We start from the raw sequence: 12,118 nt of genomic DNA, 5'->3' as shown, positions 1-12,118 counted from the left end.
CACGCTAGGCGAATGGACACGAATGCACGCGCAGCTAGCGCGACACAGGATGCACTCACACGCGTACGCGAGGAGCTCAAGGGAACACTGTGCGAGCGCATGGGAATGGACGTGCTCTCACTGACCGCGAGCACAGCACACCTCAGTATGCCGGTTGCTCCAAATCGCCAGCCCCAAGGGTTCCTCCACGGAGGCGCGAGTATCGCGCTCGCGGAAACCGCCGTCTCACTCGCCGCACGCACCCACGCGGAATGTCTTTACGGCGAGGGCGCAGGCGCCGTCGGACTCTCCTTCACCGCAACGCACCACGCGCCCGCTCGCGAAGGCTTCGTTCACGTGACCGCTCACGCACAGCACCTGGGCCGCACTCACGCGAGTTATCTCGCCGAGATACGACACGAGGACGGCACTCTCGTGAGCACCGTCCTCGGATCCGCGCGGCTCTTTTCACCGCGAGACGAGAGTCCTGCGCGTTAGTCCTTATGCGGGCCGAGCTGGTCGATGACAGCGTCGGCAACCTCGCGCATCGTCAGACGGCGATCCATCGACGTCTTCTGGATCCAGCGGAAGGCATCCGGCTCGCTCAGGTTCATGTTCGTCTGCAAGAGCCCCTTCGCACGGTCCACGCGCTTGCGGGTCTCGAAGCGTTCCTCAAGATCGCGAATCTCCTCGTTGAGCGAGGTGATCTGCTGGTAACGCGACAGTGCGATCTCGATAGCCGGCAGAAGATCATTAGGCGTGAAGGGCTTGACGACAAACGCCATCGCGCCCGCATCCCGCGCGCGCTCCACGATTTCCTGCTGCGAGAACGCCGTCAGCATGACGACGGGGGCAAGATGCTCCTTGCCGATTGCCTCCGCTGCGGAGACGCCGTCCATCTGCGGCATTTTGACGTCCATGACCACAATATCGGGCCGAAGCTCACGGACCTTCTCCACCGCGCTCGCACCATCGCCAACGGCGGCAATGACCTCGTAGCCCGCTTCGGTGAGGGTCTCGACGATATCCATGCGAATGAGGCTCTCATCCTCAGCCACAACAGCCGTGCGCGCCACGAGACCGGAATCCTGGCCCCTTTCAGCGGTCTCTTCCACAGCTTCGTTCTCGTTCATGGCATCCAATCTTTCGCCTGTGTCTTCGTGGTTGTGCGGCAAGCGCACTCCATATCCATAGTGCAGCACATCGGCTTCCAAAGCGGCATTTGTCGCTCCCCTGAACGATATTACTCACGTACACCGGGCAAGGAACGGCTCGTGCCAGTTAGGCAAGCGCGAACTCGTTGGTTATTCTATAGGGCGTGCCTCAAGACTGGCACATGGCCGGGTTGGCGGAATTGGTAGACGCGGCGCACTCAAAATGCGTTGTCTTCGGACGTACGGGTTCGAGTCCCGTACCCGGTACAGAACAAGGGTGGGGAGCATCGTGCTCCCCACCCTTTCTATGCGCAGCTACGTGAGGCTCAGGCCTCCGGAATAGCCTTGCCCTTCGCGATGCGGTCGGCTTCGACGCGCGCAGCCTCGGTGCCGTCAAGGTCACCGATACGGTGGACGCGCAGCGTGTTGGTCGAGCCGTGAACACCCGGGGGCGAGCCTGCAGCGATGATCACGAGATCGCCGGGCTGCAGACCCTTCTTCTCACGCAGCAGCTCGTCGACTACCTTTACCATCTGATCGGTGTCGGTCTGCATGTCAACGAGGTGTGCTTCGATGCCCCAGCTAAGGGCGAGCTGATGCTGGACCTTTTCGTACGGAGTGAGGGCGAGAAGGGGAATAGTGGGACGCAGTCGCGAAAGACGGCGAGCGGTGTCACCCGACTCGGTGAAGGTCACGAGATACTGCGCCGAGAGCTGATCGCCGATCTCCGCCGCTGCACGCGTGATCGCGCCACCGCGAGTATGCGGGATGGTGCCGAGCTCAGAGATGCGGTCCGCACCGTTTTCTTCGGTGTTCGTGACGATGCGCGCCATGGTGCGCACGGCCTCGAACGGGAATGCGCCGACGGAGGTTTCGCCCGAAAGCATGACGGCGTCTGCACCGTCGAGGATGGCGTTCGCACAGTCGGAGGCTTCGGCGCGAGTCGGGCGCGGGTTCGTAATCATCGACTCGAGGACCTGGGTCGCAACGATGACGGGCTTAGCGTTGCGGCGGGCAAGCTCGATCGTGCGCTTCTGGACGAGCGGGACCTGCTCGAGAGGAAGCTCAACGCCGAGGTCGCCGCGGGCCACCATGATGCCGTCGAACGCGCCGACGATACCGCGCAGGGCGCGAACCGCCTGTGGCTTCTCGATCTTGGCGACCACGGGGAGACGAATGCCTTCTTCGTCCATCACGCGGTGAACATCTTCGATGTCGTGCGCGTCGCGCACGAAGCTCAGTGCGATGAGGTCAGCGCCAAGGTGGAGACCCCAGCGGAGGTCGGCAATGTCCTTTTCACTCATCGCGGGAACTGAAACGGCAACGCCGGGAAGGTTGATGCCCTTGTTGTTCGACACGGGGCCGGGAACCTCGACCACGGTCTTGACGTCGGTGTCGGTCACCTCGACGACGCGAACGCCGACCTTGCCGTCGTCAATGAGAAGCGTATCGCCGGGGCGGCAGTCGCCGGGCAGTCCCTTGAAGGTCGTGCTCACACGCTCCTTGGTGCCGACGATGTCGTCGGTCGTGATGGTGAAGATGTCGCCGACCGCGAGATCGTGGGGGCCGTCCTCGAACTTGCCAAGGCGGATCTTAGGGCCCTGGAGGTCCACGAGAACTGCGACGTTCTTACCGAGATCCTCGGAAGCCTTGCGGATATTGGCGTACACAGCCTCGTGGTCCGCGTAGGTGCCGTGGCTGAGGTTCATGCGGGCGACGTTCATGCCCGACTCGATAAGCGTGCGGATCTGCTCATACGAATTCGTTGCAGGTCCCAATGTGCACACAATTTTTGCTTTACGCATGTCTACCCATCTGTAGCTTTGAAAGGCGGGACCCACGCGCTGTGTGTGCTCGGGAGCGAGCGCACAGGGGCGCGGGTCGCATCGCCGAGATCCACATCTCACCCTACAATTAAGTAATCGGGACCACTCCCAGATTCAGCCTTATTTCGCGGGGTTTTTGAGATTTTCTCCCTGGTCATGCGGGACAGCCACCGTCTCACTACCCGCGCGCCCTTCCGGCCGCGGCAGCGGATCGCCGTTAATCGTGTCGTAAGCACTGCGCGCCTCGCCCTTCTTGCGCGCACGGACCGTGAGCCACGCAAACACGCCGATCGCCACGAGACCCGTGATGATGTAAATGACCATGTGGATTCGCAAGCCAAAAACCATGGTTGAGGGTTCCGTGCGCATCGTTTCCATGAGGGTCCGGCCCGCAGAGTACGCGATGATGTACATGAGGAATATGCGCCCGCCAGCGATGGCGAACCGTTTCGCGAGAAGCAGCACCACGACGCAGGCGGCGATATTCCACAGCCCCTCGTAGAGGAAGGTCGGCTGATAGGTTCCGGGCACACAGCCAACGATCGTTTTGCCGTTGGTTTCACACGTAATCTCCAGAGCCCACGGCAGCGTGCTTGGCTCGCCGTGAAGTTCCTGATTAGCCCAATTTCCAAGCCTCCCAATGGCTTGCGCGACGAAAAGAGTAGGCGCGATCGAATCAGCCAGGGCGAGGAACTGCACGCCTTTGCGCCGAGTCATGACGAACGCCGCAAGGCCTCCTCCCGCGACCGCGCCCCAAATGCCGAGGCCACCTTCCCACATGCGAAGCGCACTCAGCGGATCCTTGCCGGGACCGAAGTAGTCCGGGATATTGACGCCCACGTGGTACATGCGCGCACCGATGATCCCCACGATGATCGTCACGAAGACGATGTCGAAGTAGTCGTCACGGTCACCATCGCGAGCGATCCAGCGCTGCAGCGACCACCAGTAGGCGATAGCGATGCCGGTCAGAATGAATAGTGCGTAAAAATGGATTGTGACCGGGCCGATGCTGAACGAGCTAACGGGCGGACTCGGAATAGTCGCTGAGATCATGCGCGCGCCTCCTCAATTCCGGAACGGAGTTCAATTGCGAGAGCTTCGAGAGAACGGAGCCCCTCCGACGGTGTCTGCGCTTCGAGGAGCCTTCGTACGAAAGCGCTTCCCACGATCACGCCGTCGGCATAGGTGCCCACTTCCGCGGCCTGTTCCCCGTTTGACACACCGAGACCAACGCACACCCGTTCGGCGCCAGCGCGCCGCGTGCGATCCACGAGGGTGTGCGCGGCATCGCCGACGCTCGAGCGAAGGCCCGTGACGCCCATCGTCGAGGCGGCGTAGACGAAGCCCGTGCTCGACTCGGTCACGAGGCGCAATCGCTCCTCGGGCGAGCTAGGTGCGGCGAGGAAAATGCGCTCAACGTTTCTCGTGCCAGAGGCCTCGATCCAGTCACCGCCGGAATCGGGCGTGAGGTCCGGTGTGATGACCCCAGCGCCACCCGCTGCGGCGAGGTCGCGCGCAAAAGCGTCGAGCCCGTACTTGAGGATGGGGTTGTAATAACTCATGACAAGAAGCGCGGCATCGAGATCGCTCACCGCATCGATCGCCGTCATCACATGCGCGGGGCGCGTACCGTGCGAAAGAGCTCGATCCGCCGCTTCCTGGATCACGGGGCCATCCATAACGGGGTCCGTGTAGGGGATCCCAAACTCGATTGCATCGACGCCCGAGCCGACAAGGGCGCGAACGGCTTCGATGCACCCGTCGAAGGTGGGAAAGCCCACGGGAAGGTAGGCCACGAGTGCGGCGCGCCCCTCCCCCTTGGCTCGGTCAATGACCTCTGCTGAAAGATGCCGCATGTCAGTTTCCTCCCTCACGCGCAAGCGCCGTGCGGATCTTCTCTTTGATGTCGTTGATGTCTGCGCGCTTATCGTTACCGATGAGCCCGAACCAGGTTGAGGCTGTCGTGACGTCCTTGTCACCACGGCCCGAAAGGTTCGCAACGATCACCGCACCTTCGCCGAGCTCGCGCCCGAGGGCGAGGGCACCGGCGAGGGCATGGGCGGATTCAAGTGCGGGCATGATGCCTTCGGTCATCGACAGCAACGCGAAGGCTTCCATGGCTTCGTTGTCGTTGATCGCCCGGTATTCGGCGCGTCCCGTATCGGCTAGATAGGCATGTTCGGGGCCGACGCTCGGGTAGTCGAGACCCGCGCTCACGGAGTGCGATTCGATCGTTTGGCCGTCCTCGTCTTGCATCACGTAGGAGCAGGCGCCGTGCAAAACACCGGGGCTGCCCGCGGTGATCGTTGCCGAGTGCTTGCCGGATGCGATACCGGAGCCCCCGGCCTCGCATCCCACGATTCGCACCGATGCGTCCTCGAGGAAGGGGTGAAATAGCCCCATGGCATTTGAGCCTCCGCCCACGCACGCAACAATCGCGTCGGGAAGGCGGCCCGCTTGCGCGAGGACCTGTTCGCGAGCTTCTCGACCGATCATGGCGTGGAACTCGCGCACCATGGTCGGGTAGGGGTGAGGCCCCGTCACCGTGCCGAGCAGGTAATGGGTGGATTCCACGTTGGTAACCCAGTCGCGAAAGGCCTCGTTAATCGCATCCTTGAGAGTGCGAGAGCCGTGAGTGACGGGAATGACTTCTGCCCCGAGCAGACGCATACGCGCGACGTTGAGGGCCTGGCGTTCAGTGTCGACCTCGCCCATGTAGATGCGGCAATCAAGCCCCAACAGTGCCGCTGCCGTCGCCGTCGCAACTCCGTGCTGGCCGGCCCCGGTCTCGGCGATCACGCGGGTCTTTCCCATACGTTTCGTGAGAAGCGCTTGCGCAAGCACATTGTTGATTTTGTGGCTTCCCGTGTGATTGAGATCCTCTCGCTTGAGGAAAACTCGGGCGCCGCCGGCAACGGCAGAAAATCGAGGAACTTCCGTGAGGAGCGAGGGACGGCCCGTGTATTCGCGGTTGAGCCGTTCGAGCTCGCTCGAGAAGGACGGGTCAGCTTTGGCCTCGTGCCACGCCTGTGTCAGTTCGTCGAGAGCGGGAACGAGCGCCTCGGGCAGAAACCTCCCGCCGAAATCGCCAAAGTCAGGTCCGTCCTGTGGGACAAAGGCATCTGTCACTTTCCACTCCTCTTGTTCCAACGTGCGCGTATCAGCGCCCTGCTCGGCGCTGCCGCTCAACACTGCAAAAGTCGCGCGCCGCCTTCGTGGGATCCGCGTGCCGCACGAGTGCCTCACCGACGAGAACGGCATCAGCTCCGGCACGTGCATAGGCCTCAACGTCGCGGATAGTTGCCACGGCCGACTCCCCCACGGCAAGGCGGTCGGAGGGCACCGACTCGAGCAGCGCACACGCATAGTGAAGGTCGACGTCGAGAGTCTTAAGATTGCGCGCATTCACACCGATGAGCTCAGCGTCGCTTGCGAGGGCCCGCTCGAGCTCTTCCGGCGTATGCGTTTCGACGAGAACCCGCATACCGAGAGACCTCGCGAGCGAGTACATATCGTCAAGTTGGGCGTCACACAGCGCCGCCACGATCAACAACACGACATCGGCGCCATGCGCTCGCGCTTCGAAAATCTGATAGTCCTCGACCATAAAGTCCTTGCGCAGCACGGGGACGCTTACGCGCTCACGAACAGCGTCGAGGTCACGGAGCGAACCCGAGAAGCGGCGCTCCTCGGTCAGTACGCTGATCGCCGTGGCACCGCCATCTTCATACGCGGTCGCGAGGTGAGCAGGATCGGGGATATCCGCAAGAGATCCTTTCGAGGGCGATGACCGCTTAACCTCGGCGAACAGACCGAGCGTCTCACGCTCGCGCAGGCGCTCAACGACGTCGAGAGCAGGCTTCGCCTCCCGAGCGAGACGCTCGACTTCGGCCCCGCTAACGTCGGACTTTCGCCGCCCCACATCCGCACGTACCCCCGCGATGATTTCCTCAAGAACGCTCACGCGCCGCACTCCTCTTCGTACTCTCCCCCGCCTTCACAGCACAACGCCCTGCACGAAGAGCAAGTCCTTCGTACAGGGCGTTGAGCGGACACGTCAGCGCTTAGCTTTCTGGCCGAAACCCGCGGCTCGCAGGACGAAGCCTACGACGAGCGCGAGAAGAACGGACGCGAGACCAACGATAAGGAGGATGTTCTGACTCGTGACCATTGCGAGGGCAATGAGCACCGAACCGAGGAGGACAAACGCCGAAAATACCCAGGCAGCCACGGTTTTGCCTTCGTTCTGCGGCGGGGCGGGGGGAACAAGGTAAGTCTTCGGCATTCTTCACTCCGGTCGAAAGTAGTTCTGAAGCGTATGCGCGCACGGGCGCGTCAAACTGCGTCTTTCATTGTGCCATGTTTTAGCGCAAGCGTCCTCGCACCTTCACACTCCGCGCTGCTCGTCGCTCGGGTCCTCACCAAGACTGAGCATGTCCCACGCCTCCGCATCAGTGTGCGGCACCGCGCCGGCGCCTTCTCCTGATCGCGTAGCGGTATGGCGCGTATAGCGAGTGCGCGATGCTCCTTCCCCGCGTATACGTGTGTTCATCGTTAATCGAGCTCCGACGAGCGCGATCAGAACGCCTGACACGATCGACAGCCACACGGGCCACGATGCCGAAACAGTGACGGGTGCATTCACCACACCGGTGGCTTCGAGTGCTGCGCTCGCGACCGCGTGTGCCGGATCAAGGGCAACCAGCACACCTCCCACGACAATCCCCACACCGGCCAGGGTGGACACAATCGCGCACGCGAGGGCAAGGCCGCGCCTCGACAGTGCAAGGGCGCCCGCCGCAGCAACCGCCACGAGAGCGCATGCAAGCGAGAGTGGGGAAGCCTTCGCCCCCGCAATGCTGAGTTCAGACACGTTACCGGCAAGGCCCACGACCTCGCCCTCAACCCACGTTGGTTGGGTGAGTACGGCGCCCACGCCCCCTGCGACGACAAGCGCGAGAATGAGCGGGGAACGCGAAGAGGAAGCATCCGACGATCGACCAGCCATCACTGTTCCCTTAGCGTCTCGGCACTCGCCACAGCGCGTTGAGCAGCAGCAGCCTTGGACAGCGATTCACGATGTTCCATCGTGGGGATCGAATCAGCGACGACACCACCCCCGGCTTGAACGTGCGCACGGCCGTCTTTCATGACGGCTGTTCGGATTGCGATCGCCATGTCGAGGTCGCCAGCGAAATCGAGGTAGCCGACGGTGCCGCCATAGATCCCCCGCGACACGGGCTCAAGCTCATCGATGAGTTGCATCGCGCGCGGCTTGGGTGCACCCGTGAGCGTGCCGGCCGGAAAGGTTGCCGCGAGAGCGTCAAAGGCGCTCAAGCCTTCTTTGAGCGTTCCCGTAACCGTCGAAATCACGTGCATGATGTGGGAATACTTCACGACGCTCATGAAATCTCGCACGATCACGCTTCCCGGCTCGCAGACCTTCTGCAGGTCGTTACGGCCGAGATCGACAAGCATGAGGTGCTCGGATCGATCTTTCGGATCGGCGAGGAGCTCGCCTTTTATCCTCTCATCCTCTTCAGCGTTAGTCCCACGCGGGCGCGAACCCGCGATCGGGTGCGTGCTCGCGTGGCGGCCGCGCACAGTGACGAGTGTTTCGGGACTCGCTCCCACCACATCGATCGATTTGCCATCTCCATCGTGAGCGCGCACGAGAAACATGTACGGCGAAGGGTTGAGCCTGCGCAGCACGCGGTAGACGTCGAGGGGGTCGGCGCTCGTTGCCTGCGTGTGTCGCTGCGACGGCACGACCTGGAAGATTTCACCGTCGATGATGTTCTGGATCGCCGTCTCAACTGACGCTTCAAAATCCGTCTGGTTCGTGCGAGCGGTACTCGACGGCCGCTGCACGGCAGAATAGACGACGGGGTTCGTCTCGACGTGCGTGCGAAGCGAATCGCGCATCGTGTCGATTCTGGCGAGGGCATCCTCGTAGGCTGCCTCTGCGCCGCTGTCTGCACCGTTGAGGTTGAGCGCGTTTGCCACGAGCAGAACCGTCGCGTCGCGGTGGTCGTACACGGCAACGTCTTGTGCAAGGAGCATGCATAGCTCGGGCGTACCGATCTCGTCTACGGGCTTGTGCGGGAGATTCTCGAAGCGCCGCACAGCGTCATAGCTTACGAAGCCCACAAGCCCGCCCGTAAACGGTGGTAGATGCGCCATCCGCGCGGATTTGAACTCAGCGGCGGTAGCCCTGAGCGCCTCGAGCGGGTCGCCCGATGTGGGAACCGAGGCCGGGACATCGCCAAACCAGCGCGCGTTGCCGTCTTTCTCGGTGAGAGAGGCGCGAGCGTTTACCCCAATGATGGACCAGCGGGAATCCTCCCCCTGGCCTGCGGACTCAAGAAGGCAACTGCCCGCGGGGCCCGACGGTGCCGTGAGCTTTCTGTACAGAGAGATCGGAGTGTCCTGGTCGGCCAAAAGCCGAATCACGACGGGCACGATGCGCTGTGTACGCGCGAGATCGAGGAAGGTTTTTCGGTCCGGCCAAATCTCGCCAAGCGTCTCGCCCTCGAGACCCTGAACAGTTTCGGGGTAAATATCGCGCTCGAACACGCGCCCTCCTTTCCTCATTGCTTAGCGAAACAATCGCGCAGATCGGCGCGTCATAGAGCGCGGGTGAGCTCTTCAGTTCTGTTGGTCTTTTCCCACTCAAATTCCGCAAGGGGACGGCCGAAGTGGCCAAAAACCGACGTTTTGCGGTAGATGGGTCGCAGAAGATCGAGCTCCTCAACGATTGCCTGCGGGCGCAGGTCGAAGACCTTTTCGATAGCCCGGGCAAGTTGATGCTCGGGAACCTTGCCCGTTCCAAACGTTTCAACGTAAAGGCCCACGGGGGCAGCGCGACCAATCGCGTAGGCAACCTGAATCTCGCACCGCTCGGCTAGACCCGCTGCAACCACGTTCTTGGCGACCCAACGCAGGGCGTAGGCGGCGCTACGGTCGACCTTCGACGGGTCCTTACCCGAAAAAGCGCCGCCGCCGTGACGCGCCATCCCGCCGTAGGTATCCACGATGATCTTTCTACCCGTGAGTCCGGCATCGCCTTTCGGGCCGCCGACGACGAAACGTCCCGTTGGGTTGATGTGACGCTTGACCCCTGTAATGTCCAGTCCAAGCTCGGCGAGTTCCTCGAGAACAGGCTGGATCACCACACGGGAGATCGCCTCGGTGAGTTGCCCCGCAACATCGACGTCCTCGGCATGTTGACTCGATACGACGACCGCATTCACGCTGCGCGCGACAAAATCGTCGTCATATCCGATCGTCACTTGCGATTTGCCGTCGGGGCGCAGATACGGGAGTACGCCGTCTCGGCGTGCGTTCGACAGGTTTTGCGCGAGCTTATGCGCCGCGTAGATCGGCAGCGGCATGAGTTCCTTCGTGTCAGCGCACGCGTACCCGAACATGAGGCCCTGATCACCAGCGCCAAGTTGAAAACCCTGCTCGACGCTTCCGCCCTTGAACTCCTCGGAATTATCGACCCCGAGCGCAATATCGGCCGATTGCGAGCCGATCGACACCTCGATGCCGCACGAGTCCGCATCGAAGCCCTTCTCGGAGGAGTCGTAGCCGATCGACCTGATCACGTCACGAACGATCGAGTTGACGTCACTGTAGCCTTCGGTGCGCACCTCTCCGGCAACATGGACGAGGCCCGTCGTCACGAGAGTCTCGACTGCGACGCGAGAGTTGAGATCCTGCGCGATCATGTCGTCGAGAATTGCATCGGAAATCTGGTCGCAGATTTTGTCCGGGTGGCCTTCCGTAACCGATTCGGAAGTGAAGTACCGCAAATCATTGAGTGTCATGTGCTGCCTTATCTGCGAGAGGTGGTGACGGAATCAAAGGAGTCGCCCGAGGCTAGCTGCGCTCGCGCTTGAGGAGAGAGGCGACGTGGTCAAGCATTGCGTGGGAAACCTCGTCTTTCGTCCCGCGTGCGGCTCCGCGAATTTCACCAGCGGCATCAAGAAACGTCAATGCGTTCGTGTCGGCCCCGAAAGCGTTCTCACTGACATCGTTGAACGCGAGGAGGTCTGCGCCCTTGGCGCGGGCCTTCCTGGTCGCGTGCGCGAGGGCGCTCGAATGCTCATCCCCCGTCTCGGCAGCGAATCCGCAAATCACGAACGGACGCTCACCGGCCTGCCGGCGTTCGACGAGGCCGCGGAGAATATCCTCGGTCTCCATCAAGTGAAGGGTGAGGCCTGACTCGCCCGCTTTTTTCTTGATTTTGCTGCGCGATGGCTCAGGCGTGAAATCGGAAACGGCAGCGGCCATGATCAGCACATCCGCGCTGCTTTCACGCTCCCGTACCGCGGCCGCAAGCTCTTTCGCCGATTCCACCCGCACGACGTCTACGCCCGCGGGAGGTTCGATGTGTGAACCCGCCAGGACGAGGCTCACGCTCGCTCCTCGAACGTACGCCGCGCGCGCGAGCGCCGCCCCCTGTTTACCGCTCGAGTGATTGGTGAGCACGCGCACCGGATCAAGAGCCTCGCGCGTCCCCCCTGCGGTGATCACCACGTGCGTGCCTTCGAGGTCGCACGTGCGCGACCCTGCCGCGAGGACTGACTCAACATAGTGCACAATCACTTCGGGCTCGGGCAGTCGCCCTACACCGGTATCGGTTCCGGTGAGGCGCCCACTCGCAGGTTCAATCACGCGCACGCCACGTGATCGGAGCACGTCGACATTTTCGCGCGTTGCGGGATGCTCCCACATCTCCGTGTGCATCGCCGGGGCGAGGATGACGGGTGCTCGAGTGACGAGGAGCGTGGCTGTAAGGAGGTCGTCGGCCCTTCCCATACGTGCCCGGGCCATGAAATCTGCTGTTGCCGGGACCACGACGACGGCGTCGGCCTCCTGGCCGAGACGCACGTGGGCAACCGAGTCCACATCGTCGAAGACAGAGGTGCGCACGGGATTATGGCTAAGTGCTTCCCACGTCGAGATGCCAACGAACTCGAGCGAAGCCTTCGTCGGAACAACGCGCACATCGGCGCCCCGTTCGGTCAAGCCGCGCACCACGTGAGCTGCCTTATATGCAGCGATGCCCGCACACACTCCAACGATGACGCGAAGACCCTCGAGGGGACGCGGCGCCACAGAAGGAGGCGATGCGGGCATCGTCAAAGC

12 protein-coding genes and 1 tRNA gene are annotated in these 12,118 nt (G+C 62.3%); 2 read left to right on the top strand and 11 right to left on the bottom strand.

Annotated elements, in window-relative coordinates:
* The first annotated feature begins 12 nt into the window (after positions 1-12).
* Entirely contained in the window at positions 13-477 is a 465-nt protein-coding gene (locus HMPREF3176_RS04525; RefSeq protein WP_051120656.1) for a PaaI family thioesterase, read from the top strand.
* On the opposite strand, the gene HMPREF3176_RS04520 is transcribed toward HMPREF3176_RS04525, so the two are convergent.
* Positions 474-1,112: an ANTAR domain-containing response regulator gene (locus tag HMPREF3176_RS04520; RefSeq protein ID WP_051120657.1), complete on the bottom strand. Its 639-nt coding sequence runs from the start codon at positions 1,110-1,112 to the stop codon at positions 474-476. The two genes, HMPREF3176_RS04525 and HMPREF3176_RS04520, sit on opposite strands and share 4 nt — an antisense overlap.
* 206 nt (positions 1,113-1,318) lie before the next feature.
* On the opposite strand from HMPREF3176_RS04520, the gene HMPREF3176_RS04515 reads away from it, so the two are divergent.
* Positions 1,319-1,400 (top strand) — tRNA-Leu (locus tag HMPREF3176_RS04515).
* A gap of 59 nt (positions 1,401-1,459) precedes the next feature.
* On the opposite strand, the gene pyk is transcribed toward HMPREF3176_RS04515, so the two are convergent.
* From pyk to coaBC, 10 genes are all read right to left on the bottom strand, one after another.
* On the bottom strand, positions 1,460-2,938 hold the full coding sequence (gene pyk / locus HMPREF3176_RS04510) for a pyruvate kinase (protein WP_034373272.1): 1,479 nt from the start codon (positions 2,936-2,938) through the stop codon (positions 1,460-1,462).
* Positions 2,939-3,079: 141 nt separating this feature from the next.
* Complete coding sequence (lgt, locus tag HMPREF3176_RS04505; protein WP_016664628.1) at positions 3,080-4,015, bottom strand: prolipoprotein diacylglyceryl transferase; 936 nt, start codon at positions 4,013-4,015, stop codon at positions 3,080-3,082.
* On the bottom strand, positions 4,012-4,818 hold the full coding sequence (gene trpA, locus HMPREF3176_RS04500) for a tryptophan synthase subunit alpha (protein WP_016664629.1): 807 nt from the start codon (positions 4,816-4,818) through the stop codon (positions 4,012-4,014). Before trpA ends, lgt begins: the two co-directional genes overlap by 4 nt.
* 1 nt (position 4,819) lies before the next feature.
* Positions 4,820-6,091: a tryptophan synthase subunit beta gene (trpB, locus tag HMPREF3176_RS04495; protein WP_070458841.1), complete on the bottom strand. Its 1,272-nt coding sequence runs from the start codon at positions 6,089-6,091 to the stop codon at positions 4,820-4,822.
* A 31-nt stretch (positions 6,092-6,122) separates the two neighbouring features.
* Positions 6,123-6,926, bottom strand: a complete 804-nt coding sequence (gene trpC / locus HMPREF3176_RS04490; protein WP_016664631.1) for an indole-3-glycerol phosphate synthase TrpC — start codon at positions 6,924-6,926, stop codon at positions 6,123-6,125.
* A 93-nt stretch (positions 6,927-7,019) separates the two neighbouring features.
* On the bottom strand, positions 7,020-7,247 hold the full coding sequence (locus HMPREF3176_RS04485) for an HGxxPAAW family protein (protein WP_034373278.1): 228 nt from the start codon (positions 7,245-7,247) through the stop codon (positions 7,020-7,022).
* A gap of 102 nt (positions 7,248-7,349) precedes the next feature.
* On the bottom strand, positions 7,350-7,970 hold the full coding sequence (locus HMPREF3176_RS04480) for a Trp biosynthesis-associated membrane protein (RefSeq protein ID WP_070458550.1): 621 nt from the start codon (positions 7,968-7,970) through the stop codon (positions 7,350-7,352).
* Complete coding sequence (locus HMPREF3176_RS04475; protein WP_052126915.1) at positions 7,970-9,556, bottom strand: anthranilate synthase component I; 1,587 nt, start codon at positions 9,554-9,556, stop codon at positions 7,970-7,972. Before HMPREF3176_RS04475 ends, HMPREF3176_RS04480 begins: the two co-directional genes overlap by 1 nt.
* A 32-nt stretch (positions 9,557-9,588) precedes the next feature.
* Positions 9,589-10,794, bottom strand: coding sequence for a methionine adenosyltransferase (metK, locus tag HMPREF3176_RS04470; protein ID WP_034373288.1), 1,206 nt, complete (start codon positions 10,792-10,794; stop codon positions 9,589-9,591).
* A 52-nt stretch (positions 10,795-10,846) separates the two neighbouring features.
* The gene (coaBC, locus tag HMPREF3176_RS04465; protein ID WP_016664636.1) at positions 10,847-12,109 is read right to left on the bottom strand and encodes a bifunctional phosphopantothenoylcysteine decarboxylase/phosphopantothenate--cysteine ligase CoaBC; all 1,263 of its coding nucleotides are present in this window, start codon (positions 12,107-12,109) and stop codon (positions 10,847-10,849) included.
* Between the last annotated feature and the right edge of the window lie 9 nt (positions 12,110-12,118).

It is taken from the genome of Dermabacter sp. HMSC08H10 (assembly GCF_001807585.1).
Taxonomy (GTDB): domain Bacteria; phylum Actinomycetota; class Actinomycetes; order Actinomycetales; family Dermabacteraceae; genus Dermabacter; species Dermabacter hominis.
Note: the sequence above shows the minus strand (reverse complement) of the source record. Positions and strands in the feature narration are given on the sequence as shown.

Coding starts and splice junctions, on each gene's coding strand:
- HMPREF3176_RS04525 (WP_051120656.1), top strand. CDS start 13: ATGGACACGAATGCACGCGCAGCTAGCGCGACACAGGATGCACTCACA.
- HMPREF3176_RS04520 (WP_051120657.1), bottom strand. CDS start 1,112: ATGAACGAGAACGAAGCTGTGGAAGAGACCGCTGAAAGGGGCCAGGAT.
- pyk (WP_034373272.1), bottom strand. CDS start 2,938: ATGCGTAAAGCAAAAATTGTGTGCACATTGGGACCTGCAACGAATTCG.
- lgt (WP_016664628.1), bottom strand. CDS start 4,015: ATGATCTCAGCGACTATTCCGAGTCCGCCCGTTAGCTCGTTCAGCATC.
- trpA (WP_016664629.1), bottom strand. CDS start 4,818: ATGCGGCATCTTTCAGCAGAGGTCATTGACCGAGCCAAGGGGGAGGGG.
- HMPREF3176_RS04485 (WP_034373278.1), bottom strand. CDS start 7,247: ATGCCGAAGACTTACCTTGTTCCCCCCGCCCCGCCGCAGAACGAAGGC.
- HMPREF3176_RS04480 (WP_070458550.1), bottom strand. CDS start 7,970: ATGGCTGGTCGATCGTCGGATGCTTCCTCTTCGCGTTCCCCGCTCATT.
- HMPREF3176_RS04475 (WP_052126915.1), bottom strand. CDS start 9,556: ATGAGGAAAGGAGGGCGCGTGTTCGAGCGCGATATTTACCCCGAAACT.
- metK (WP_034373288.1), bottom strand. CDS start 10,794: ATGACACTCAATGATTTGCGGTACTTCACTTCCGAATCGGTTACGGAA.
- coaBC (WP_016664636.1), bottom strand. CDS start 12,109: ATGCCCGCATCGCCTCCTTCTGTGGCGCCGCGTCCCCTCGAGGGTCTT.